We start from the raw sequence: 23,825 nt of genomic DNA on the forward strand, positions 1-23,825 counted from the left end.
TTCGCAGCACTCGGATGGCTTCAGGCGCCGATGACCTCGTCCTCCACGCGGCAGGTCTCAGCGATGATCAGGTCGTAGAGGTTGCGCAGGAAGTCGAGGTCGATCCCGTGCAGCAGGCCGAAGTCGGCGGCACGGCGCTGCACGATCCCGATGCGGTGCGGCTGCATCATCGGGACGCCGTGTTCTCGTTTGTGCACCGCGATGTCCACGCAGATCCCGATGCGCCGGCGCAGCGCGTCGAGCAGCTCGACGTCGGTCGCGTCGAGCTGGGCGCGCAACGCCTCCAGCTCGTCGGCGGGAACGAGGACGGTGGTGTCGGTCGTCATGGAGGTCCTCCGGGGACGCGACGAGGCCCCCGGCTCGGTGTGTCCGGGGGCCTCGTCGGCTCGGTGTGGGGTCTGTGCACTGCGGGGTACGCGGCGAGGCCCCTGGGTCGTGCGTCCAGGGGCCTCGCCGGTGGGGTGTCAGCTGAAGTCGAACTCGCCCGTGCGGGTGCGCTTCAGCTCGAAGAACCGGGGATAGGCGGCCAGTTCCACCGCGGCGTCGAACAGGCGGGCCGCCTGCTCTCCGCGCGGGATGGACATGAACACAGGGCCGAAGAACGCCACGCCGTCGATGTGGATCGTCGGCGTGCCGACCTCCTCGCCCACCGGGTCCATCCCGCGGTGGTGGCTCGCCCGCAGCTTCTCGTCGAAGGCGTCGGAGTCCGCCGCCTCGGCCAGCGACGGGTCGAGGTCGAGGGCGGCCAGCGCCTCGGCGACGACGGCGGGGTAGTCCTTGTTGCCGCCGTTGTGGATCCGCGTGCCGAGCTCGGTGTAGAGGTCGCGCAGGACCTCGTCGCCGTACTTCTCGGCGGCGGCGATCGCGACCCGCACCGGGCCCCAGGCCCGGTCGCAGAACTCGCGGTACCAGGCGTCGATCTCCTTGTGCTCGTTGAGCACCGAGAGGCTCATCACCTGGAACGAGAGGTCGATGTCGCGGTGGGACTCCACTTCGAGGATCCAGCGCGAGGTGATCCAGGCGAACGGGCAGGCCGGGTCGAAGTAGAAGTCGACGCGCGGTTTCCGGTCCGTCATGAGGGTGTTCTCCGTGTTCGGTCGGTGTCGGCGGCTTCCCTCACGACGCGGGCGAGCCTGCGCACGCCCAGCGTGATGGCAGCCGGTTCTGGGTAGGAATATGACAGGCGCAGGTGGTCGTCACCGGCGCCGTTCGCGAAGAAACCCGTTCCGGGGACATAAGCCACCCCTTCCCGGATCGCCCGTGGCAGCATCTCCTTGGCGCGGGCGCCCTCCGGCAGCGAGAGCCACAGGAAGAACCCGCCTTCCGGGACCCGCCAGCGGGTTCCGCGCGGCATCAGCGTGGACAGCGCGCCGACCATCGTCTGCCGGCGCTCCCAGTAGAGCTCCCGCAACGCCTTGACGTGGTCGGTCCACGGCTCGTCGGCCAGGTAGCGCGCGACGGCGAGCTGCGCGGTGCCGGAGTGGCACAGCATCGCCGCCTCCGCCGCCAGGACGAGCCTGCCGGTGACCTCGGGCGGCGCGAGCGCCCAGCCGACCCGCAGTCCGGGGGCGAGGATCTTCGAGAACGACCCGAGGTAGACGACGCCGGGGTCGGAGGCGCGCAACGAGGGCAGCGGTTCCCCTTCCAGCCGCAGCAGCCCGTACGGGTTGTCCTCCACGACCTGCAGGCCGATCCGGTCGCACATCGCGAGCACCTCGGCCCGGCGGGACGCGCTGAGCGTGACGCCGGACGGGTTCGCGAAGTTCGGCACGGTGTAGAGGAACGCCACCCGCCTGCCCGCTCCGCGGGCCCGGCCGACCAGCTCGGCGATGGCGGGGCCGCTGAGCCCGCCGCCGTCGTCCGGGACGTGGCGGACCTGGAGGCCGTGCGCGGAGAACGTGGCCAGCGCGCCGACGTAGGAGGGCGACTCCGCGAGCACGACGTCACCCGGATCGGCCAGCACCGCGGTGACGAGGTCGAGCGCCTGCTGGGCGCCGGTGGTGACGACGACGTCGTCCGCGTCCGCGACGACGCCCTCGTGGGCCATCACCGTGCAGATCAGTTCGCGCAGGACGGGGTCGCCCTGCCCGGTCGCGTACTGCAACGCGCCGGGCTGGGCGGCGACCTCCCCGAGGATGCGTGCGAGCACCTGGCCCGGCAACGCCTCCGCGGCGGGCATGCCGCCCGCCAGCGACACCACACCGGGCCGTGACGCCACCGCGAACAGCGCCCGGATCTCCGAGGCGCGCAGTCCCGCGCTGCGGTTGCTGAATCTCGCCGAGGGGTCCATGGACTCCTCCTCTCTGCCGTGCCGAGCGATCAGGACCCCTTCTCAGAGGGACGGGAAGTGCGCGGCGGCGGCGAGGAACTCGTCGTTCTCGCGTTCGGTGCCGATCGTCACGCGGACGCCTTCGCCGGGGAACGCCCGCACGGCCACGCCGGCGGCCGCGCAGGTCGCGGCGAACGCCGCGGACTCGTCACCGAGCGGGAGCCACAGGAAGTTCGCCTCCGACTCGGGCACGGGCAGGCGCAGGTCGAGCAGCGCGGCCCGCACGCGGGCCGACTCCTTCACCGTGGTCTCCACGCGGGCGGCGAGCTCGTCGGCCGCCAGCAGGGACGCCACCGCGGCCTGCTGGGCGATGCCGCTGACACCGAAGGACAGGCTCGCCGTGCGCGCGGCCTTCGCGAGCCGTTCGCCCGCGACGGCGTACCCGACCCGCAGGCCAGCCAGGCCGTGCGCCTTGGAGAACGTGCGCACCACCGCGAGCGACGGCCGTCCCGGCAGCAGGTCGAGCCCGTCCGGCACCTCCGGGTCCCGGACGTAGTCGACGTACGCCTCGTCCAGCAGCACCAGCACGTCCGGCGGCAGTGAGTCCAGAAAGGACTCCAGCTCCGCCCGCCGCACCACGCTGCCGGTCGGGTTGTTCGGGTTGCACACGATCACGGCACGGGTCCGCGGTGTCACCGCCGCCGCCATCGCGGCGAGGTCGTGCCGCCCGTCGAGCAACGGCACCGGCACCGGCGTCATCCCGGCCAGCTTGATCATCTTCGGGTAGGACTCGAAGGAGCGCCACGCGAAGACCACCTCACCGCCGGGTTCCTCGACCGCGGACAGCAGGTCCGCGATCACCCCGCACGACCCGCAGCCGGCCGCGACCTGGGCCGGGGGGACGCCGAGCGTGGTGGCCAGCACGCCGACCAGCTCGCCCGAGGTGTAGTCCGGGTAGCGGTGCGCCTGCGCGGCCGCGCGGGAGATCGCGGCCGCGACCGACGGCAGCGGGCCGTACGGGGACTCGTTGGCGGCCAGCGGGAAGGTCTCGCCCGAGGGCGAGACGACCGGCGGGCCTGGCTGGAAGGTGACGAGCGACTCGACGACGGGCCGGATCACGACGCCACCCCCGCGGGAGCGACGGCGAGCACGGCCCGGTACTGCCGCACGATCACGACGCCGAGCGCCAGGTACAGCGCGGCCATCGCCCAGGCCGGCACCACCGCGCCGAGCGTGATGCAGGCGGCGGCGAGGCCCTGGGCCACCCGGATGTTCAGGTTGTAGACGGCCATGTACCGGGTGCGGCTGTGGTCGGGCACCAGGTTGGCGAGCAGCGCCTGCTTGACCGGCACGCTCATCAGCTCGCCGACCGTGAAGACCACGCCGGCCACCATCAGCACCCAGCCGGAGTCGCTCACCGCGAGCACCGCGTACCCGCCGACGAACAGGGCGGTGCCGAGGTACAGGCCCGTCCGGTCGGTCACCTTGCGGAACAGCACCGCGGAGAACAGCGCGAGCACGACCACCAGGATCGTGTTCTCCGCCCGCAGCAGGCCGATCATCCCGACGCCGTCGACGGCGGGCAGTCCCGGCAGCAGCCGCTGCTCGGGGAAGTCCGTCGCGAGCCGCACCGCGATGTGGTTCACGAGCTGGAACTCGATGGCGAGCGTCAGCGTCCCCGCGACCATCAGCCGCAGGAAGGTCTTGTCCCGCAACACGAGCCGGTACCCCTCGCCGAACTCGCGGAGCACGGCGGCGACGCCCTGGGGCTTGTCGCGCACCACGTCGCTGTCCGGCTTGGTCTCCGCGATCAGGAAGTACGTCGTCGCCAGCACGGCCAGCGTCGCGGCCGAGGCGAGCGCGAGCACCACGGCGAACCGCGAGTACAGCGCCGCGCCGACCAGGGCGCCGATCGCGAGCGCCAGGTTCGTCGCCCAGAAGTTGATGGTGTAGACGCCCTTGCGGGTCTCCGGCGAGGTGAGGTCCACGATCATCGCGTCGTTGGCCGGCAGCGCGACGCTGGCGGCGAACTTGTTGACGAGATAACCGAGGTACACCAGCAGCGCGCTCGCGAGCACCGGCGAGTCGGCCAGCGCCATCACGCCGAACGTGACGGCGGCGCCCGCCTCGGCGGCCAGCAGCGTGCGCCGCCTGCCGTGCAGGTCGGCGACGTGCCCGCCGACGAGCATGCCGACGACGCCGAGCGCCACCACGGCGATCAGCAGCACGCCCGCCGCGGCCACACCCCAGGCCAGCGCCAGGTGCACGGCCATGAAGGACGTGATCATCGAGTCGACGAGCCGGTTCACGAACCCGACGCCGATGCGGATCCGCAGGCTCGGGTGCAGGGTCAGGACGTTCACCGCTCCTCCCTCCCCGCGCCCTCGGGCTTGCGCGTGGTCTCGACGTCCACCCGCAGCAGCGACTCCACCTTGGTGACCCGCCGCGCGGCCTCCTCGTGCGAGCCGGCCGACACGACCACGAAGCCGTGGCGCGTGCGCCAGTCGACGATCGCGGGCACGCGGGAGCCGGGCTCGAACGGGAACGACAGCTCGTCCACGAACGGCAGCGCCCGGATCTCGTCCAGGCCGTCGACGGACCGCAGCACGCCGAACGGCAGGGAGAAGTAGTGGATCCAGGCCACGTCCGGCCGCGACCGGCCGCCGGGGGAGCGTCCGGCGAGACCGCCGAACACGGCGCGTTCGAGGTCGATCCCGGTGGCGAGCTCGACCAGGCGCGGGATGCGGTCACCGCCGAGGCGGGCCTGCGACTCGATGATGCGCGGCCCGGCCGGGGTGAGCCGCAGCTCGGTGTGCGCCGGTCCCGTGCGGTACCCGGTGGCGTCGAGCATGGCGACCACGGCGGCACCGAGCGCGGCGACGTCGTAGGACTCCGGCGCGGGGTGCGCGTGCCCTGCCTCGACGAACAGCGGGGGTGGTCCCAGCCGCTTGTGCGTCACGCCGATCACGTGGTGCCTGCCCTGCACGCTGATCGTCTCCACGCTGAACTCCGGGCCGACGAGGTACTCCTCGACCAGCACGGGACCGGTGTAGCCGGTCTCGTCCAGCGCCGCTCCCCAGTCCTCGAACTCGGCCCTGTCGTGGACCAGGACGACGCCGCGGCTGCCGGAGAGCTGGGTCGGCTTCACCACCACCGGGAGGTCGAAGCCGCCGAGCAGCGCGCGGGCGGACCGCCAGTCCGGCGCGTCCGCGTACCGCACGGGGGACAGGCCGTGCTCGCCGAGCAGGCGGCGCAGCGCCACCTTGTCGTTGAGCCGGTGCACGGCCTCCGCCGAGTTCACCGCGAGGCCCAGGTCCTCCGCCACCCTGGCGGCGAGACCCATGCTCTCCTCCTGGCCGACGTGGTAGACGAGCTCCGCGCCGAACTCCGCCGCCGCCTCGCGCAGGACCCGTTCGTAGCCGGCGGGGTCGGCGAAGTCGGCCTCCCAGAACGCGTCGGCGAGGCGCCGCACGTCGTCCAGGTACTCCCCGGCGTGCCCGCCGAAGATCTCGGTCGCCACCTTGGGGTCCCAGACGGCGCCGACGCGGAAGCCCTCGGCCTTGGCCTTCGCCAGGTACGCGCGGTAGGGCATGACCATCAGCAGGCCGGTCATCTCGCTGCCTCCTCGGCCGGTGCGGGCGTGGTGCGGATGGTGATGGCGCTCCGGACGCGTTCGGTGACCTCGTCGAGCGCGTCCGCGGTGGGGGCGTCGACGAGGAACGTGACCGAGCGGTCCTCGGAACAGGTGATCGGGCCCAGCACGGCACCGCGCTCGGCGTGCACGTGCACGGCGCGCAGCGCGGCGGGGGCGTCGGCGGGCAGCGGTTCCGGCTGCTCCCACACGCCCGCCTCGCCGACCCACTCGACCGGCACGCCCGGCCAGTCGACGACCACGTCCTCCAGCACGCCCTCGGGGTGTTCGAGGTAGACCTGCCGGGTGTGGCGGCGCGGCGCCGGGTAGTCGGAGTGCTCGCCGAGCGCGATGCGCAGGACCTCGGTCTCCAGCGGCCGGCCCGTGGCGAGCTCGTAGAGGGAGCACAGGCCGTCGCCGGGCGGCCTGGCCGCGATCTCCATCAGGACCGCACGGCCCTCCGCCGTCACCCGCCACTCGGCGTGGGTGATGCCGTCGCGGACGTCCAGGCGGTCGAGCACCCGGTGGTTCGCGTCGAGCAGCAGCTCGGTCACGGCCGGGTGGTCGCTCGGCACGGTGTGCGCGAGCTCCACGAAGTGCTTGCCGTCGCGGTCGTTGGTGTCCTTGCGGGTGACCGACGCGAAGATGACCTTCCCGTGCTGCACCAGGCTTTCCACCGAGTACTCCGGGCCGGTGACCTTCTCCTCGACGAGCACCGTCTCCTGCTCCTCGTAGGCCGACAGCGCGACCCGCAGCTCCTCCGCGTCCGCCACGGTGACGACACCGGAGCTCGAGTGCCGCCCCGACGGCTTGACGACGGCGGGGAACGTCACCTCGCCGAGGTCGTCTCCCGCGAACGCCACCCGCGGGCTGAACTCCGGCAGGTACCAGCGCTGGAGGTACTTGCTGCGGCACACGCGGCTGGCGCGCAGGCCGGGACCGGGCACGCCGAGCGCGTCGGCGATCAGCCCGGTCGGCTCCACCATCGTCTCGCCGACGGCGTACGCGCCGGTGATCTCGTACCGCCGGCGCCAGGCCAGTGCGGCGGCGACCGGTCCGGCGAGCAGCGACCCCTCGCGGCGCACGCCCCCGTCCACGAACGCGATGTCCTCGACGGTGGCGAGCGGGTGACCGGGGTCGCCGGCCACCCGCTCGGCCTCCGCGCGCCAGTTCTCGGAGGTGATCAGCAGGACGCGGAGTCCGCGTTCACGCAGTTCCGCGAGATAACGAGGAGCACGGCACACGGCCAGCAACGAGCCGGTGAGGATGAACGCTCTCGGCAGAGATGGATTCGACATGGCGGCGGCTCCAAGGAAGGTAAAACTGAATGCTGTTGCCTCCGTAGCGGTCGGAAAACGCCGGAGGAAGTAATTCGAAGAGGCTGTGGCCCGTGTGGGCAAAGCTGTGCCCCGAGAACAGCGTGACATCTCGGTGTGTGCTGGTCAACCCCGGTCCCGAGATTTGTTGAGTTGTATTTTCAGGCGCTTTTTCCGGACATGCGAACAGGGGTCCTCCCAAGGGGAAGGACCCTGTTCGCGGGCGTTTTTCACTTGATTGTTCTCGCCGAGTTCTCGCGGAGGATATCCCGCAGCTCGTCGAGGCTGTACTCGGCTTTTCCGCGGCTGCCGTACCGGGTGAGCTTTCCGCGGCTGGCCCATTTCCGGATGGTGGCGGCCGAGACGCCGGCGGCGAGGGCCGCGAGGTCCGTGGGCACGGTCCGGCCGCGGGTGTGCTGCTTCATGCCGGTGTTCCGTGTGCCGAGCGCTGGACGGCGTCGTCGGACTCCTCCAGCAGCAGCCACTGGCTGGCCGACAGGTGGTGGCCCGCGCCGCAGGACGCGCTGTGCGCACCGGTCTCGCCCGCCACGCCGATCGCCGCGTACACGGTCATGCCGCAGCCGGCCTCGCCGCACGGGCCGAGGTCCAGGCGCTCGCTCATCGACGGGTCCAGCACCGCCCGCGCCGCGTCGGCCAGGTCGGTGATCTCCTCGGCGAAGTCCTGCGCGACCTCCTGGCGCAGGATCCAGTCGAGGTTGCGGTACAGGAACGTCGACAGGACGTGCACGCGCCGCGACGGCGGCCTGGCCGTGCCGGTCTCCTCGATGACGAGCGACGACCACGAGGCCAGCACACCGAGGATGCTGCTGCGCACCGACACGGCGGTGAGGTTCAGGCTCATGGCACCGGGCACGCGCGTGTTCTTGATCTGCACGACCTCCGGCCGGCGACCGGGTGTGAGGGACTGCGCGCACTGTTCGTGGAGTCCGGGCAGGGCCCGCAGCTCGTCGCGCAGGGCCTGCCGGCACTGGTCGCAGCTACGGGAGTCCGCAACCGCGCTCGCGGTGCAGGAGGGGACGACGCGCAACTCGCAGTGGCTCTGGGACACGGACATTGTCGCTCCTAAGGTGTGTGGCCGGGTGCCGTACGTGCCAGGTGGTGGGTTCAGTGCGGTGCCACGGTGCCGAGCCCGGCCGCCGCGGCGGCGTGGTGGATGCGGCCCGCGAGAACGGGATCGAGCTCCGCCCCTCCGCCGACGAGCTCGACGAGCAGGACGTGGTTGTGGTCGGTGCGGCCGGGGTGGTCGCCCGCCAGCACCCGTCCCAGGTCGGCGACGACCTCGGGCGACCTGTGCCCGCGACCGCGCTGCCTGCCGGGACGGATCGCGGAGAACGTCCTGTCGCTGCCGGCGAGACCTTCCCGGTCGTCGACGTAGACCGCGTGCACGTTCTCGAGCAGGGCGGCCGGCAGGTCGACACCGGTGGTGTTGACGAGCACCGCGCCCTTGGCCAGCCGCGGCGTCCCGAGCGGGGCGGGCCCGGCGAGGACGACGAGGTTGGCGCCGAACACCGCGTCGGCGGGGGAGTCCACGAGGGACAGCCCGATGCCGTCGCGGTCGAGCTGGTCGAGCACCGCCTGGCTCGGCGGCAGGTTCCCCACGACGGCCACCGCCACGTGGCTGATGTTGGGAACGTGGGTGCGCAGGATCGCGAGCTGCAGCTCCAGCGCGAGCCCGGAGCCGATGACCGAGGCGGTCACGACGCCGGGGGACAGCAGGTGCCTGCTCGCCAGTGCGGTGAGCACCGCGAGCCGGTAGTCCCGCAGGCCGGCCGCGGACATGCAGCAGCGCTGCCCGTCCTCGGCCGACTCGAACACGGCCGTGTCGTCACCGGGGGTGCCGACCCTGCCCGTCGCGTGGTCCAGCCAGTCCTCACGACCGGAGGAGCGTGCGATCAACGCCGTCGCCACCGCCTGCACCACGTCGGCGTCGTCGACCACGCGTCGAAGATCGCCGTTGCTGAGCCGGAGCGTGGGAACGTTCATCGCCGGTCCCTCCAAGGTGCGTTCGTTCCAGGTGAACGGGACGAACACTGACCGGCCGGACTGTCGATGTCCTTTCGACGCGCTATCGGACGGCCCAGCACGGGCCCATGGTGAACGGATCGAGAACGGATGGAGCCGGCCGCTGAACTGGTGTCAGCCAGGGGGAACACCCCCGACAGACCGGGAGGTACACCATGTTCACCAGCCGCAAGCCCGCCGCCGCCACGCTGGTCTCGCTCGCCTTCGCCGCCCTCGCGTTCCTCGGGCTCTCCGCCGGCACCGCCTCGGCGGACACGGCTTCCCCGGCGCCGGTCGTGGCGCTGGGCCCCGGCGACTGCCCGCAGGACACCCACTGGAGCGCCGACCTGCTGACGTGCGTCGAGGACACCCACTGGTGAGCAGGCGGACCCGGCTCGACGACGACATCACCGGCGCGCCACGGGAAGGTGCAGCAGATGGGGGAGCGCGTCGGTGCGGAACGGCCGGGACACCCGGCCGTGCGGTCAGGACCCGGTTTCCAGGTACCCGCCCACCTGCACGGTGGACTCCAGTGCGGAGCGGGCGATCTCGATCTCCGCGAGCAGCTGCGCGGACTCCTTCGACTCCAGCGGGGCGAGCAGCTCCGCGGCCCGTCCGACGGCCGTGAGCGCCTGCTGCCCGTCCTCGGCGGCCTCCGACAGCGCGAGCAGCGTCTTCGCCTGCCACAGCGCGGAGCCCAGCTCCTCGAACAGCAGCCGCGCGCGTTCGAGGTGCGTGGTGCCCGCCCCTCCGCCGCCGCTGCGGGCCAGGTCGATCTGGCCCAGCGCGTAGAGGGCCTTCGCCTCGATCAGCCGCTCACCCACCTTGCGGGCCAGGTCCAGCGCGTGCACCAGGGTCGTCTCGGCGTTGTCGAGGCGGCCTTCCTTGTGCCGCACCACTCCCAGGCTGTAGAGCGCGTACGTCTCGCCGATGCGGTCGCCGGTGTCGCGCACGATCTGCAGGACGCGGTGCAGCGACCTGCGCGCCTGGTCGATCTGGCCGGTGGCGACGTACAGCTCGGCCACGCGGTGCTCCACCTGCGCCTCGACCCGCAGGCACTTGGTCTCGCGCGAGATGCGCACGGCCTCGTCGAGCAGCTCGCGGGCGGTGGCCGTGCTGCCCTCCTCCAGGTGGTGCTTGGCGAGGCTGCGCAGGATGTGGGCCTCGCCGATGCGGTCGCCGGCCTTGCGCATGGTCACGAGCGCTTCCGCGTACTTGTCGAGCATCAGCTGCACGTTGCCGCGCAGGCCGTCCACGTGGGCGTCGTTGCGCAGCACAAGCGCCTGACCGTGCTCGTCGCCCTCCTCGCGGAACCCGTCGAGCGCCTCGCGGAAGTACCGCGCCGCCTCACCGAGACGGGTCTGGAACATGTGCAGCGTGCCGAGCGAGTACCGCATCGCCGCGATGCCGGTCCGGTTGTCCGCGCGTTCGGCGGCGGTCATCGCGATCTGCGCGCACTCCATCCAGTCGTCGAAGTAGCCCTTGGACTCGAAGAGCGTGACCGAGGTGAGCGCGAGGTCCCAGCACAGCTCGTCGAGGCCCGCCTGCGCCGCCTGGCGGACGGCGGCCACGAGCGACCGCCGCTCGCTGTCCAGCCAGTCGATCGGGTTCGACGTGATGCCGACCTTCGCCCAGGTCGCGTCCGGCCAGCGCGGCGCGTCCCCGTGCAGGATCGTGAAGTCGCCGCCGTACTCGCGGCGGTGCGCCTCCTCGGCGAGCGCGAGCCACGCGCCCAGCAGCCGGGCCAGCGCCTCCGTGCGTTCCTCCGCCGTCGTCGACTCGGCGAGCTTCTCGCTGGCGTAGATCTGGATCAGGTCGTGGAAGCGGTAGCGGGTCGTCGTCGTGTCGGCGTACTCGACCGTGTCGACGAGCTGCGCGTCCACGAGGCTTTCGAGGATGTCCTCGGCGTCGAAGATGTCGATGTCGAGCAGCGCCGCGGCCGTCCACGACGGGAACTCCGGGGCGCGGATCAGCGAGAACAGCTGGAACAGCCGCTGCGCGTCCTGGTCGAGCGCCTTGTAGGTCAGGCCGATGTTGGTGCGCAGCCCCAGCCCGTGGTGCTCGAACTCGTCGAGCCGGCGCGCCTCGTCGCGCAGCCGCCGGACGAGCCCGTCGATGCGCAGGTGCGGGCGCGACGCGAGCCGCGCGCCCGCGATGCGCAGCGCGAGCGGCAGACCGCCGCAGAACCGGATCAGCTCGACGGACGCCTCCGGCTCGGTGGCCACGCGTTCGTGGCCGATGATCCGCGCGAGCAGCTCCGTGGACTGGTCCACGTCGAAGACGTCCACGTCGAACCACTGCGCGCCCGGCAGCCCGGACAGCCGCACGCGGCTCGTCGTGATCACGGCGCACGACGCGCTGCCCGGCAGCAGCGGGAGCACCTGGGCCTCGCTCGTCACGTCGTCGAGCACCAGCAGCAGCCGCTTGCCCGACACCCGGCTGCGGTAGAGCTCCACCCGTTCCTCGAGGTCGCTCGGCACCGCCGTGCCGGGAACGCCCAGCGACCGCAGGAACCGGGCGAGCAGCCGCGCGGTCGTCTCGTCGCCGCTGTGGGTCCGCAGGTCCGCGTAGAGATGGCCGTCGGGGAACCGGTCGGCGACCTCGTGCGCCACCCGCACGGCGACGCTCGACTTGCCGACGCCGCCCTTGCCGGAGATGGCCATGATCGGCACCGCGTACCGGGTCTGCGAGGGGTCGGACTCGAGTCCCGCGCGCAGCACCGAGATCAGCTCGTCACGGCCGGTGAAGTCGGTGATGCTCGCCGGCAGCTGGCGGGGGATCGTCATCGGAGCCTCGGCGGCGGGCGCGTGCTGCGCCGCCGGGCCGGAGGCCGTCTTCTTCTTCGGCGCGGCCGGTGCGTTCAGCGACGGGTCGCGGTTCAGGATGGCGCGTTCGAGGTCCTGCAGCTCCTGGCCGGGCTCGATGCCGATCTCCTCGATCAGCACGGCGCGGGCGGCGCGGCCGACCTCCAGGGCGTCGGCCTGTCTGCCCGCCCGGTAGAGGGCGAGCATGAGGAAGCCGTGCAGGCGCTCGCGCAACGGGTTGTCGTCGAGCAGGGTCCGCAGCTCCCCGCAGAGCTCCTCGTGCTTGCCGAGCGCGAGGTCGAGCCGGATGCGCTCCTCGACGGCGGCCAGGCGCTGGTCGTCGAGCGGCAGGGCGGCGCGCTGGACGACCTCGCTGGAGATACCGGACAAAGCGGAACCGCGCCACAGCCCGAGCGCCTCGGACAGCGTGGCGGCCGCCTCTTCGAGCCTGCCGGAATCGCTTTCCTGGCGTGCCCGCGAGACGAGTGCGCCGAACTGCAGGATGTCCAGCTCGCTTTCGGCGATCTCGAGGATGTAACCGGGTGGCCGGGTGCGGATCGCGTCCGGGGCACCCGCGTCGCCGAACACCTTGCGCAGTGCCGAGATGCAGATCTGAATCTGGCCTCGCGCGGTCGACGGGGGAGAGCTGTTCCACACGGCGTCGATGAGCTGGTCCACCGGCACCACCCGGTTGGCTCTCAGCGCGAGCATGGTCAGCACGACACGTTGTCGAGGACCTCCCAGGTCAAGCGATCGCTGGTCGCTGATCAGCTCGACCGGCCCCAGAAGTCTCAGCATCGCCGATCCGCCCCTCAGTCCCACGGCTCGCTTGTTCGCGCTGTCGATGGACCGGCTTCGTGTTCGCTCAGTAATCTTCTGATCACCATTCGCTACTGGTGCTGACCGGTCGTATCAAGACAGATGATGTCACGTGACGAGGAAAAAGGTGCGCGGTGCTGAAAAAAATGTTCCCATCTGCCGGTCCGTCCCAAGGGCTGGCGATTGCGCAGTTAACCAATGCGATCGGTGATGGTGCCTATTACGTTTGCTCGGTACTGTTTTTCACTCGGATAGTCGGCTTGACGCCGACGCAGGTCGGCCTCGGGTTGACCGCGGGCTGGGCGCTGGGCACCTTCGCCAGCGTTCCGCTGGGACATCTGGCTGACCGGCGCGGACCCCGGGGTGTGGCCGTGCTGCTCGCGGTGGCCACTGCCGTCGCCGTCGCCGCCTTCGCCCTGATCAGGTCTTTTCCCGCGTTTCTCGTCGTGGCCTGCGTCTATACGATTTGTCAATGCGGGTTGGTCGCCGCCAGGCAGGCATTGCTCGCGGGAGTAGTGGACGCGGCCGGGCGGACCAAAGCACGTGCGTACATGCAGTCGACCGCGAACGCGGGAATCGCGATCGGGGCGGCGGTCGGGGGTATCGCGCTGCAGATCGACACCGAGGCCGCGTACATGGCGGCGTTCGGTCTGGACGCCCTCACGTTCCTCGCGGCGGCCCTCGTGCTGCGGCGGCTGCCGCACGTGCCCGGCGTTCCCCGCGCCGAGAAGGGCGAGCCCGCGCTGGTCGTGCTGCGCGACCGCCCGTACGCCGTGCTGACCGCGCTCAACTCCCTGCTGATGCTCTACATGCCGCTGCTGAGCGTCGTGCTGCCGCTGTGGGTGGTCGGGCACACCGGCGCGCCGCGCTGGATGGTGTCCGCGCTGATGGTGATCAACACCGTGTCGGTCGTGCTGTTCCAGGTGTCGATCGCCGGCAAGGTCCGCGACCTGACCAGCGCCGTCCGCATCGTCCGCCTCGCGGGGCTGCTGCTGCTCGTGTCCTGCGTGGTGTTCGCGTTCTCCTCCGGTGACAAGGCCGCGTGGGTCGCCGCCGCCGTGCTGGTCGCCGGGGCCGTGCTGCAGGTCGCGGGCGAGATGATGCTCGCGTCGGGCTACTGGGAGATCAGCTTCGGGCTCGCGGTGGAGGGCAAGCAGGGGCAGTACCAGGGGTTCTTCGGCAGCGGCATCGCCGTCGCGAGGATGCTCGGCCCGCTCGCGCTCACCGCGCTGGTGATCGACGGCGGCGTCACGGGCTGGCTGGTGCTCGGCGCGGTGTTCATGGCGGCCTCCCTCGCCACCGGTCCCGCTGTCGCGTGGGCGAGGCGCACCCGCCCCGTACCCGACCCCGTCGCCTGAACGACCTGGCCGACAGCGCCCCCACCTGCGGTTTTGCCACGCCGCACGGGGGCGTTGCCCGTTCTATCGATCCGCTATCGGTGACGCCCCCGGCGGGGAAAGCCGACCCAAAGGGCCCCCGCCCACCCTGAGGTTCCTGAAACCGACGGACGGAGGGGGCCCTCATCATGGAGCGGGTCACCACAGCCGCCCCCGCACCGGGCACCACGCCCCGGTTGCTGAGGTTGTGCGGCGAGGACTGGAACACCGTGGTCGCGCGGGATCCCTCGATCCGCGGTCACGGGGAGGGACTGCTGCACCCGGCGCTGCCCGCGATGTGGACGCACCGCGTGGCCCACCGGCTGCACCAGCGCGGGCTGCGGCGCAGCGCGCGGACCCTGATGTGGGTCGTGCGGGCCGTCACCGGCGTGGAGATACACCCCGGGGCGCGGCTGGGCCGCCGGGTCTTCATCGACCACGGCGCCGCCGTCGTCATCGGGGAGACGGCGGTCGTCGGCGACGACGTCACGATCTACCACGAGGTCACGCTCGGCGCGGTCGGGTGGTGGCGCGACAACCTGCGCCCTCCCGGCGAACGGCGGCACCCGCAGATCGGTGACCGCGTCGTCCTCGGCGTCGGCGCCACCGTCCTCGGCCCCGTCGTGATCGGCGCCGACTCCGTCATCGGGGCGCGGGCGCTCGTGGTCGCCGACGTGCCGGACAAGTCCCTCGTGCTCGCGCCGACCGCGACCACCTCGGCCAAGCAGGCGCCGCGCAGGAGGGCGTCGTGAGCGCCGCCCAGCTCCCCACCCACCCGGAGGACGAGTCATGACAGCGACCTTCCACGCCCGGCGCGTGGCCGAGTCCATCGACGACCTGGTAGGCAACACCCCGTTGCTGCGGCTGCCGTGCGAGAACGCGCGGGTGCTCGCCAAGCTGGAGTCCGCGAACCCCGGCTCCAGCGTCAAGGACCGGGCGGCGCTGTGGATGCTGCGCGGCGCCGAACGCGCGGGGCTCCTCGTCCCCGGCAGGGGCACGGTCATCGAGGCGACGTCGGGCAACACCGGCATCGCGCTCGCCGCCCTCAGCGCCGCCCGCGGCTACCGGTGCGTCATCGTGCTGCCGGACAACGCCACCCCGGAACGGATCGGCCTGCTGAAGGCACTGGGCGCGGAGGTGGAGCTCACGCCCGCGGCACTGCGCTACCAGGGGTGCATCGACCGGGCGAAGGAGCTGCACGACGCCACGCCCGGCTCGTGGTTCCCGCAGCAGCACGCGAACCCGGACAACCCGGCCGCGCACTTCGAGTCGACCGGCCCGGAGATCTGGGCGGACACCGCGGGCACCGTGGACGTCCTCGTCGCGGGCATCGGCACGGGCGGCACGCTGTGCGGCACCGCCGCGTTCCTCAAGTCCCGCAACCCGCTGGTGCAGGCGGTCGGCGTGGAGCCGGAGGGCTCGCCGTTGCTGACGCGGGGCTACGCGGGCAGCCACACCATCCCCGGCCTCAACGGCGGGTTCGTCGCCCAGACCACCGACGTCGCGCTGATCGACGACGTGCTGGCGGTCACCGACGCCGACGCGGCGAACACCGCGCTGTGGCTGGCCCGCCAGGTCGGCGTGCTGGCCGGGATCTCGTCGGGGGCGGCGGCGTTCGGAGCGCTGCGCGTCGCGGAGAGGCCCGAGAACGAGGGCAAGACGATCGTCACCATCCTGCCCGACACCGGCGAGCGCTACCTGAGCCTGCTGGCGTCGGACGACATCGCGAGGGGAACGGACCGATGAGCATCCTGCTGCTGGTGGGAGGAACCGACGAGACCGTCGTCAAGGCGAAGGACCTCGGCATCACCGTGCTGCTGCTGCAACACCCGACCAAGGTCAGCGACGCGCAGCGCGCCGCCGCCGACGAGGTGCGGGTCGTCGACTTCACCAGCTGGGCCGAGGTCGAGCCGGTGGCGCGGGAGCTGTGGGAGAGCCGCGGTTTCGACTTCGCGCTCTCGCTCACCGAACCGGGCCTCGACAACGCGGGCCGGATCAACGACGCGTTCTCCTTGGGCGGCACCGGTCTCGCCGTGACCCGGCTGTTCCGCGACAAGCTCGCCATGCGGGCCCACCTGGCGCTGCACGACCCCGGGGCGGTGCCGGCCGCGCCGCTGCGCACCCGTGACGACCTCGACACCTACGCGGCCCGGTACGGCTTCCCGTTCATCGTGAAGCCCACCGACGCCACCGCGGGCATCGGCGTGCTGAAGGTCGAGAGTCCCGATGAGCTCGACACGGCCTGGGCGCACGTGTCGCGGCTGCGCGGCACCCGCACCGACCGCGTCTCGACGCTGTTCGTGCTCGGCGAGTTCCTGATGGAGCGGTACATCGACGGCGCGGAGTACAGCGTCGAGACGTTCGGTTTCGACGGGCGGCACGTCGTCGTCGCGGTCACGGAGAAGTGGGTCGACCCGCGGTCGTTCGCGGAGATCGGCCACGTCGTGCCCGCGCGCGTCAGCGGCGTGGACGAGGAGCTGATCCGCGCGGCGGTGCCGAGGTTCCTGACGACGATGGGGCTGCGCGACGGTGTCGCGCACACCGAGGTCCGGGTGGGGTCGCGCGGTGTCGAGGTGATCGAGAGCCACAACCGGATCGCCGGTGACGCCATCACCGACCTCGTCGAGGGCGCGTACGGGATCGACCTGATCTCCTACTCCGTCGGCTGGCCGTTCGGGCTCGTGCCCCGGCTGCCGGACCGCCCCGTCGCCCGCGCGGGGGCCAGCACCCGGTTCGTCGTCGGCGCGCCCGGCAGGGTCGTGTCGGTCGCCGGGGCGGAGGAGGCCGCCGCCGCACCGGAGGCGCTCGTGGTCAGGGTGAGCGCCAAGCCGGGCGACGAGGTGCGGGCGCTGCGCGACAACTGGGACCGCCTCGCGCTCGTCGCGGTCACCGGCGCCGACGCCGACGCCGCGATCGCCAACGGCGCCAGGCTGATCGACGAGGTGATCGACATCCGGGTCGAGACCGCGGACGGCGAGATCGTGCGCGCGGGTGCCGCCTCGGCCGCCGAGGCGGTGCCGGCATGAGCGCGCTGATCATCCACCGCAACCCGTTCGAGCCCTTCCCCTACCGCGACTGGCTTTCCGGCTACGACGAGGACGTCGTCGTGCTGGCCGCCAGGGACCGCATCGTCGGCGCGGGGGAGGAGGTGCCGGCCGACCACCTCGGGCTCACGCACCTGGAGGTCGTGCCGGACTTCCTCGACGAGGAGCTGCTGTTCGAGCGTGCGCTGGCACTGGCCAAGAAGTTCGAGGTCAGCGACGTCGTCGCGTTGCACGAGGGCGACGTCCTGGCGGCCGCACGGGTGCGGGAAGAGCTGGGCCTGCCCGGCCCGTGGGCCGAGGACACCGTGCCGTACCGGGACAAGGTCGTCATGAAGCGGATGCTCGCCGCCGCGGGCGTCGAGGTCGCTCCGCACGCCGAGGTCACGACGGCGGACGAGGTGTGGGCGTTCGCCGAGACCCACGGCTTTCCCGTCGTGGTCAAGGAGATCGCCGGGTTCAACGCGATCGGCCTGCGCATCCTGGCCGGCCGCGAACCGCTGGAGCTCGACGGCAGGGCCCTCGTCGAGAAGTTCGTGCCCGGCGGGATGTGCCACGTCGACGGGCTCGTCGTCGGCGGGCGGATCGTGCTGTCCTGGGCGTCGCAGTACCAGTACTCGCTGTCGTCCTTCGGTGCCGACCCCGGTGCCAGGGTCGACCTGACCCTGGACGTGACGGACCCGTTGTCGGCCCGGCTGCTGGAGGTCGCGGAACGGTCCGTCGCCGCGCTGCGCGTCTCGGACCGGCACCTCGACCACGCCTTCCACGCCGAGGTGTTCCACACCCCCGACGACCGGCTGGTGGTGTGCGAGATCGCGGCGCGGCCCGGCGGCGCGAAGATCCGGGACGTCGGCGTGGCGATCTTCGGGATCAACACGGGCGAGTACGCGCTGAGGGCGCAGCTCGGCCTGACCCTGCCGCTGCTGGCGGGGACGATCGCCGGAGGGCCGCTCCCGGTCCCCGCGCGGATGTCCGGGCAGGTCCTCATGATGAAGCGCCCCGGCCTCGTCGAGGCGCTGCCGCCCGCGCTGCCCGAGCCCTGGGTGTCGCGGTTCTGGCGCTACGCCGACGTCGGCGACGTCATCCCGCCGGCCGCGGGCTCGGCGGACTTCCTCCTCGCGGCCGTGGCCACCGGCGCGGACCGGGCGGAGGCGGAGTCCCGGCTGCGCGCGCTCGGCACCCGGTTCGAGGAGCAGACCAGGATCTTCGAGGAGGCGACGCGATGAGCAAGCGCAGGCGCACGGAGATGGACGCGCTGAGACAGGTCGACCTGCTGCTGGCCGCGATGGCGCCGAGCGGCGACCGCGTGGTGCGCACGGCCGTCTGGGTTCCCGAGGCACGCAGGGGAGAGCGCCGATGAGCGGCTGGCGCACCCGGTACCTCGCCGGGATGGTGGTCGACGCGACGGGTGCGGGCATGTACCTGCCGCTGTCCCTGCTGTACTTCCACCACGTCACGGGGATGCCGATCGAACGGGTCGGCGTGCTGATGACCGCGGGCGCGCTGTTCGCCCTGGTGGGCAACCCGATCGCCGGAACCCTCGTCGACCGGTTCGGGGCGCGGGCCGTGGTGGTCGGCGGCTACCTGGTGCGGGCGGCCGGGTTCGCGCTCTACCCGTTCGTCGACTCGGCCTCCGGCATGTTCCTCGCCGTGGCGCTGGTGGCGGTCGGCGACGGCTCGTTCCCGCCGTCGATCCAGTCCCTCGTCGCCGAGATCACCCAGGGCGCGGACCGCGACAAGCTCCTCGCCGCACAACGGAGCCTGCGCAACGCGGGCCTCGGCGCGGGCGGGCTCGTGGCGGCCGGCGCGCTGGCGCTGGGCAGCGACGCGGCCTACCAGCTGATCGTGCTCGGCACGAGCGGCATGTTCGTGCTCGCCGCGCTGATCATCGGGTCCATCCCGCACCGGCCGGTGGCACGCCCGCGGTCCGGTGTGAAGGGCGGCGGCTACCGGGTGGTGCTCGGCAACCGGCCGTTCCTGGTGCTGACCGCGTTGAACGTGCCGGTCGCGTTCTCCTACATGGTGCTGGCCGTGGCGTTGCCCGTGTACGTGACGACCAAGCTCGGCGCGCCGACCGCGGTGGTCGGCACGTTGTACGCGGTCAACACCATCGGGATCGCGTTGTTGCAGATCCCCGTCACGCGGTCGCTGGTCCGGTTCCCCAGGACCAGGACGACGGCGGCGGGCGCGGGGGTGATCGGCGTGTCGTTCGTCCTGTACGCGGCGCTGGGCGCGGTGTCCTCTTCGGACTCGGTGCTGCTGGTCGGCGCGTTCGCGGCCACGGCGTTGTTCACGCTGGGAGAGCTGATGCACGGCGCCACGGCGTCCGCGCTCGTGTCGTCCGCCGCGCCGGTGGAGACCAGGGGCAGGCACCTGTCGGTGTACCAGTTCTCGTGGGCGATCCCGACGGCCACCGCACCCGCGTTGCTGACGTGGCTGATGTCGTTCTCCGCCACCGGGATGTGGCTCGTGCTGGCGACGGGCGTCGCCGTCTCGGCACTGGCCCTGCTGCGGCTGGAACCCCGGTTGCCGCGGGAAGCCGTGCGCACGCAACCGGTACTGCAACCGGCCTGACCGTTTCGACCGCTCCTTTGTGGACGACAGCGCCCGGTGGGTTCGCCCGCCGGGCGCTGTCGTGCGTTGGTGGACGCATACCCCACCGATAGCACTTCGACAGAGGTTCTTCCCACTCTGAAAGGGAATGCGCCGCTGCTATCGAAGGGGGTCGCCGTGGAACGCGCCTTGTTGGACGCTGATACGCACACACGCGAGTTCAACCGAACCCTGCGGAACCTGCCCGAGTGGACGTTGGTGGACCTGCTCGAGGAACAGGTGCGTGTGCGCGGCCGTGACATCGCGGTGGTGGACGGCGACGAACGACTGACGTTCGCGGAGCTTTCGGCGCGGGCCAAGGAGCTGGGCGCGTACCTGCGGCAGCGCGGTGTGCGCAAGGACGACTGCGTGGGCCTGTTCGTGCACTCGTCGGCCGACCTGCTCGTGGGCGCGTGGGGCGTGCTGCACGCGGGCGGCGCCTACCTCCCGCTGGCGCCCGAGTACCCGGAGGACCGGCTGCGGTACATGGTCGAGGACTTCGGCGGCGGCCTGGTCCTCACGCAGGACGAGCTGGCCCCGAAGCTGCTCGGCCTGGTGCCGCCGCACACCGCCGTCGTGACCTTCGACGAGGTGACCGCCGCGGCCCCCGCGCCACCGCCCGCGCCGGGAGACCTCGCGTACGTGATCTACACGTCCGGCAGCACCGGGAAGCCCAAGGGCGCGATGATCGAGCACCGGGCCATCGTGAACCAGCTCGGGTGGCTCGCCGAGACGTACGGGATCGACCACCGCAGGGTCGTGCTGCAGAAGACGCCGATGAGCTTCGACGCGGCGCAGTGGGAGATCCTCGCCGCCGCCTGCGGCAGCACCGTCGTGGTGGGCGCGCCCGGCGTGTACCGCGACCCTGAGGCGCTCATCGAGACGATCAAGGCCCACGGCGTCACGACGCTGCAATGCGTTCCCACGCTGCTGCAAGCGATCCTGGACACCGAGCGGATCACCGAGTGCACGTCGCTCGCCCAGGTCTTCTGCGGCGGCGAGGCGCTCTCCCGGTCGCTCGCGCAGCAGTTCTTCGCGGAGATGCCCGACCGCGAGCTCGTGAACCTGTACGGCCCCACCGAGTGCACCATCAACTCGTCCTCGCACCGGGTCGACCCGGCCACCGTCGCGGACGGGCCGCCGACCGTGCCGATCGGCTCACCGGTCCACAACACCCAGTACTACGTCCTGAACGGCGACCGTGAGCCCGTCGCGATCGGGGAGATCGGCGAGCTGCACGTCGGCGGCCTCCAGCTCGCCCGCGGCTACCTCGGCCGGCCGGACCTCACCGTGGACCGGTTCGTCCCGAACCCCTTCGAGGCCGACTTCGGGTCACCGCGCCTGTACCGCACCGGCGACCTCGCGTACTGGAACCCCGACGGCACGGCGGTCTTCGTCGGCCGCACCGACAACCAGGTGAAGCTGCGCGGGTTCCGGGTGGAGCTCGACGAGGTGCGGCTCGCGCTGGAGACCCACGAGTGGATCAAGCACGCGGCCGTGGTCGTGCGCGACGACCCGCGCACGGGCTTCCAGAACCTCGTGGCGTTCGTCGAGCTGAACCCCAAGGAAGCCGCCCTGATGGACCAGGGCAACCACGGCGCGCACCACCAGTCGAAGGCGGGCAGGGTGCAGCTGCGCGCCCAGCTGTCGAACCTCGGCTGCCGGGACGAGGCCGAGCTGGCGGGCAAGGTCGCGGTCGTGCTGCCGGGCGCCGAACCGACGGCGCTGCAACGCCGGGCCGTGTTCGCCCGCAAGACCTACCGGTTCTACGAGGGCGGTGAGGTCACGAGGGACGACATCGTGACGCTGCTGCGCACCCGTCCCGCCGCGTCGGCGCCCCGCGACCCCCGTGCGGTGACCCGGGCCGAGTTCGGCGGCATCATGCGGTACTTCGGCCAGTTCCACAGCGTCAAGCGCCTCCTGCCGAAGTACGGGTACGCGTCACCGGGGTCGTTGTACGCGGCCCAGCTGTACCTGGAGATCGACGACCTGTTCGGCCTCGAACCGGGCTTCTACTACTACCACCCGGTCGAGCACCGGCTGTACCTCGTGCAGCGGAAGGAACCCGGGGCCGCACCACGTGCCAGGGTGCACTTCGTCGGCAAGCGCCGCGCCATCGAACCGGTGTACCGCAACAACATCCAGGAGGTCCTGGAGATCGAGGCCGGGCACATGGCCGGTCTCTTCGACCAGATCCTGCCGGCCCACGGCCTGGGCCTGCGCGCCGCGGAACACACCCCGGAGGTCATGGCGCACCTCGAATGCGCGGAGGACGACTACTACCTGGGGGCGTTCGACCTCGCGCCCGCGAGCCCGGCACCGTCCGGCGAGGAACCGATGGACGTCTACGTGCAGGCGCACGGCGACCAGGTCACCGGCCTGCCGGGCGGCTTCTACCGGTGGACGGACGGTGACTTCGAGCCGGTCTCCGCCGGAGTGATCGAGCGCAGGCACGTCATCGCCATCAACCAGCAGGCGTACGAGCGGTCCAGCTTCGGCGTGGCGCTGGTCAGCAGGACCGGCCACGCCTGGCGCTCCTACCTGGAGCTGGGCCGGGTGCTGCACCGGTTGCAGGCGGTGCGCGGCCTGGGGCTGATGTCGTCGGGCTACAGCTCGAAGACCGACAACGACCTGCCGTCGCACCGCCGCCTCACGGCGTTGCTCGGAGAACGCGGCCTGCCGGTCGGACCGTCCTACTTCGCCATCGGCGGCAGGGTCAGCGCCGAGCAGATCCGGCACCGCGGCATGAAGGAGGACGCGGTGCACATGAAGGGCCCCACCGAGCTGATCCGCGACGACCTGCGCTCGTTCCTGCCGGACTACATGATGCCGAACAAGGTCGTCGTGCTGGACCGCCTGCCGCACACCGCGAACGGCAAGATCGACACCCGCTCCCTGGCCGAGTCCGAGCTGGCCGCCTCCGACTTCTCCGACCGCCCCGTCGTCGAGCCCCGCACCGAGACCGAACGCCGCATCGGCGAGATCTGGCGCTCGCTGATGAAGGTCGACGTCGTGTCCGTGCAAAGCGACTTCTTCGAGACAGGAGGCAACTCGTTGCTGGCCGTGGGCATCGTCAACCGCATCAACCGAGACTTCAACAGCTCCCTGCCCCTCCAGGTGCTCTTCGACGCACCGACGGTCGAGGCACTGGCGAAGGTCGTGGACGGCGAGAGCGCCGACACGGCGTCCAGGCTCGTCCGCCTCAACGCCGCCGGCACCCTCGAACCCGTCTACTGCTGGCCGGGCCTGGGCGGCTACCCGATGAACCTCCGCCGGCTGGCGGCGCGCGCGGGCCGCCCGTTCTACGGCGTGCAGGCCCACGGCGTGAACCAGGGCGAGACCGCCTTCCCGTCCATCGCCGAGATGGCCGCCCGCGACCTCGAACTGCTGCGCCGCAGGCAACCCCGCGGCCCCTACACGCTGTGGGGCTACTCCTTCGGCGCCCGCGTCGCGTTCGAGGCGGCACACCAGCTCGAACGGGCGGGGGAGCGGGTCGAGCAGCTCCACCTCCTCGCCCCCGGCAACCCGATGGCGGGCGGCACCGACCGCACACCGAGCTGGCGCAGCCGCGGCTACGTGACGATCCTCTTCTCGGTCTTCGCCGGTGCCGTCTCCGGCGACCTGCTCGACGAGTGCCTCGCCGTGACCCGGGACGAGGCGACGTTCACCGAGTTCGTGAGCTCCCGGCTGGGCATCGACCAGGCCCTCGTGACCAGGATCGCCGCGGTCGTGCGCCAGACCTACCGCTTCGACTACACGGACCGGGAGCTCGAACAACGCGCCATCGCGGCTCCCGTCACCGTGTTCCGCGCGCAAGGCGACCAGCCGTCGTTCATCGAACGCCCCGCCGTTCGCGCCCGAGTGTCCTTCGTGGACGTTCCGGCGGACCACTACGGAATGCTCCGCACCCCACTCGTGGACACCCTCGTGGACCACATCCGTTCCGCACGCTGAG

At 71.8% G+C, this 23,825-nt stretch carries 20 protein-coding genes; 9 read left to right on the forward strand and 11 right to left on the reverse strand.

From position 1 onward, the window contains the following. Positions 1-20: 20 nt before the first annotated feature. The 10 genes from BLT23_RS20925 to BLT23_RS20970 all read right to left on the reverse strand — a co-directional run bounded on the left by BLT23_RS20925 (position 21) and on the right by BLT23_RS20970 (position 9,220). Positions 21-326, reverse strand: coding sequence for a chorismate mutase family protein (locus tag BLT23_RS20925; protein ID WP_090051487.1), 306 nt, complete (start codon positions 324-326; stop codon positions 21-23). A gap of 138 nt (positions 327-464) precedes the next feature. Then, positions 465-1,076, reverse strand: a complete 612-nt coding sequence (locus BLT23_RS20930; protein WP_090051488.1) for a mycothiol-dependent nitroreductase Rv2466c family protein — start codon at positions 1,074-1,076, stop codon at positions 465-467. Beyond that, entirely contained in the window at positions 1,073-2,290 is a 1,218-nt protein-coding gene (locus tag BLT23_RS20935) for an aminotransferase-like domain-containing protein (protein WP_090051489.1), read from the reverse strand. The genes BLT23_RS20930 and BLT23_RS20935 overlap by 4 nt, the downstream gene beginning before the upstream one ends. 42 nt (positions 2,291-2,332) lie before the next feature. After that, positions 2,333-3,385: a histidinol-phosphate transaminase gene (locus tag BLT23_RS20940; RefSeq protein WP_425434404.1), complete on the reverse strand. Its 1,053-nt coding sequence runs from the start codon at positions 3,383-3,385 to the stop codon at positions 2,333-2,335. Beyond that, positions 3,385-4,632 (reverse strand): MFS transporter, encoded by a 1,248-nt coding sequence (locus tag BLT23_RS20945; RefSeq protein WP_090051491.1) that lies wholly within the window; start codon positions 4,630-4,632, stop codon positions 3,385-3,387. The genes BLT23_RS20940 and BLT23_RS20945 overlap by 1 nt, the downstream gene beginning before the upstream one ends. Next, positions 4,629-5,882 (reverse strand): ATP-grasp domain-containing protein, encoded by a 1,254-nt coding sequence (locus BLT23_RS20950; RefSeq protein WP_090051492.1) that lies wholly within the window; start codon positions 5,880-5,882, stop codon positions 4,629-4,631. Before BLT23_RS20950 ends, BLT23_RS20945 begins: the two co-directional genes overlap by 4 nt. Beyond that, on the reverse strand, positions 5,879-7,198 hold the full coding sequence (locus BLT23_RS20955) for an ATP-grasp domain-containing protein (RefSeq protein WP_090051493.1): 1,320 nt from the start codon (positions 7,196-7,198) through the stop codon (positions 5,879-5,881). The genes BLT23_RS20950 and BLT23_RS20955 overlap by 4 nt, the downstream gene beginning before the upstream one ends. A 248-nt stretch (positions 7,199-7,446) precedes the next feature. After that, on the reverse strand, positions 7,447-7,641 hold the full coding sequence (locus BLT23_RS20960) for a hypothetical protein (RefSeq protein ID WP_090051494.1): 195 nt from the start codon (positions 7,639-7,641) through the stop codon (positions 7,447-7,449). Next, on the reverse strand, positions 7,638-8,291 hold the full coding sequence (locus BLT23_RS20965; protein ID WP_090051495.1) for a hypothetical protein: 654 nt from the start codon (positions 8,289-8,291) through the stop codon (positions 7,638-7,640). The genes BLT23_RS20960 and BLT23_RS20965 overlap by 4 nt, the downstream gene beginning before the upstream one ends. Positions 8,292-8,341: 50 nt before the next feature. Beyond that, positions 8,342-9,220 (reverse strand): hypothetical protein, encoded by an 879-nt coding sequence (locus BLT23_RS20970; protein ID WP_143035989.1) that lies wholly within the window; start codon positions 9,218-9,220, stop codon positions 8,342-8,344. A gap of 194 nt (positions 9,221-9,414) precedes the next feature. On the opposite strand from BLT23_RS20970, the gene BLT23_RS20975 reads away from it, so the two are divergent. Further along, a complete protein-coding gene (locus BLT23_RS20975) occupies positions 9,415-9,618 on the forward strand; it encodes a hypothetical protein (protein WP_090051497.1) in 204 nt (67 codons plus the stop codon). A 105-nt stretch (positions 9,619-9,723) separates the two neighbouring features. On the opposite strand, the gene BLT23_RS20980 is transcribed toward BLT23_RS20975, so the two are convergent. Beyond that, on the reverse strand, positions 9,724-12,840 hold the full coding sequence (locus BLT23_RS20980; RefSeq protein ID WP_090051498.1) for an AfsR/SARP family transcriptional regulator: 3,117 nt from the start codon (positions 12,838-12,840) through the stop codon (positions 9,724-9,726). A gap of 167 nt (positions 12,841-13,007) precedes the next feature. Here BLT23_RS20980 and BLT23_RS20985 point away from each other — a divergent pair, with 167 nt between their 5' ends. From BLT23_RS20985 to BLT23_RS21015, 8 genes are all read left to right on the forward strand, one after another. Then, on the forward strand, positions 13,008-14,219 hold the full coding sequence (locus tag BLT23_RS20985; RefSeq protein ID WP_090051499.1) for an MFS transporter: 1,212 nt from the start codon (positions 13,008-13,010) through the stop codon (positions 14,217-14,219). Between the two features lie 167 nt (positions 14,220-14,386). Further along, positions 14,387-14,989, forward strand: coding sequence for a serine O-acetyltransferase EpsC (gene epsC, locus BLT23_RS20990; protein ID WP_176946846.1), 603 nt, complete (start codon positions 14,387-14,389; stop codon positions 14,987-14,989). Positions 14,990-15,026: 37 nt separating this feature from the next. Beyond that, a complete protein-coding gene (locus BLT23_RS20995) occupies positions 15,027-15,983 on the forward strand; it encodes a PLP-dependent cysteine synthase family protein (protein ID WP_090051500.1) in 957 nt (318 codons plus the stop codon). Then, complete coding sequence (locus tag BLT23_RS21000) at positions 15,980-17,263, forward strand: ATP-grasp domain-containing protein (protein ID WP_090051501.1); 1,284 nt, start codon at positions 15,980-15,982, stop codon at positions 17,261-17,263. Before BLT23_RS20995 ends, BLT23_RS21000 begins: the two co-directional genes overlap by 4 nt. Next, the gene (locus BLT23_RS21005) at positions 17,260-18,504 is read left to right on the forward strand and encodes an ATP-grasp domain-containing protein (RefSeq protein ID WP_090051502.1); all 1,245 of its coding nucleotides are present in this window, start codon (positions 17,260-17,262) and stop codon (positions 18,502-18,504) included. Before BLT23_RS21000 ends, BLT23_RS21005 begins: the two co-directional genes overlap by 4 nt. Next, entirely contained in the window at positions 18,501-18,638 is a 138-nt protein-coding gene (locus BLT23_RS40835; RefSeq protein WP_176946847.1) for a hypothetical protein, read from the forward strand. Before BLT23_RS21005 ends, BLT23_RS40835 begins: the two co-directional genes overlap by 4 nt. Continuing rightward, on the forward strand, positions 18,635-19,852 hold the full coding sequence (locus tag BLT23_RS21010; RefSeq protein ID WP_090051503.1) for an MFS transporter: 1,218 nt from the start codon (positions 18,635-18,637) through the stop codon (positions 19,850-19,852). Before BLT23_RS40835 ends, BLT23_RS21010 begins: the two co-directional genes overlap by 4 nt. Positions 19,853-20,008: 156 nt before the next feature. Then, positions 20,009-23,824: a non-ribosomal peptide synthetase family protein gene (locus BLT23_RS21015; RefSeq protein WP_218133809.1), complete on the forward strand. Its 3,816-nt coding sequence runs from the start codon at positions 20,009-20,011 to the stop codon at positions 23,822-23,824. Position 23,825: the final 1 nt, after the last annotated feature.

This window comes from Lentzea fradiae, assembly GCF_900100955.1.
GTDB lineage: Bacteria > Actinomycetota > Actinomycetes > Mycobacteriales > Pseudonocardiaceae > Lentzea > Lentzea fradiae.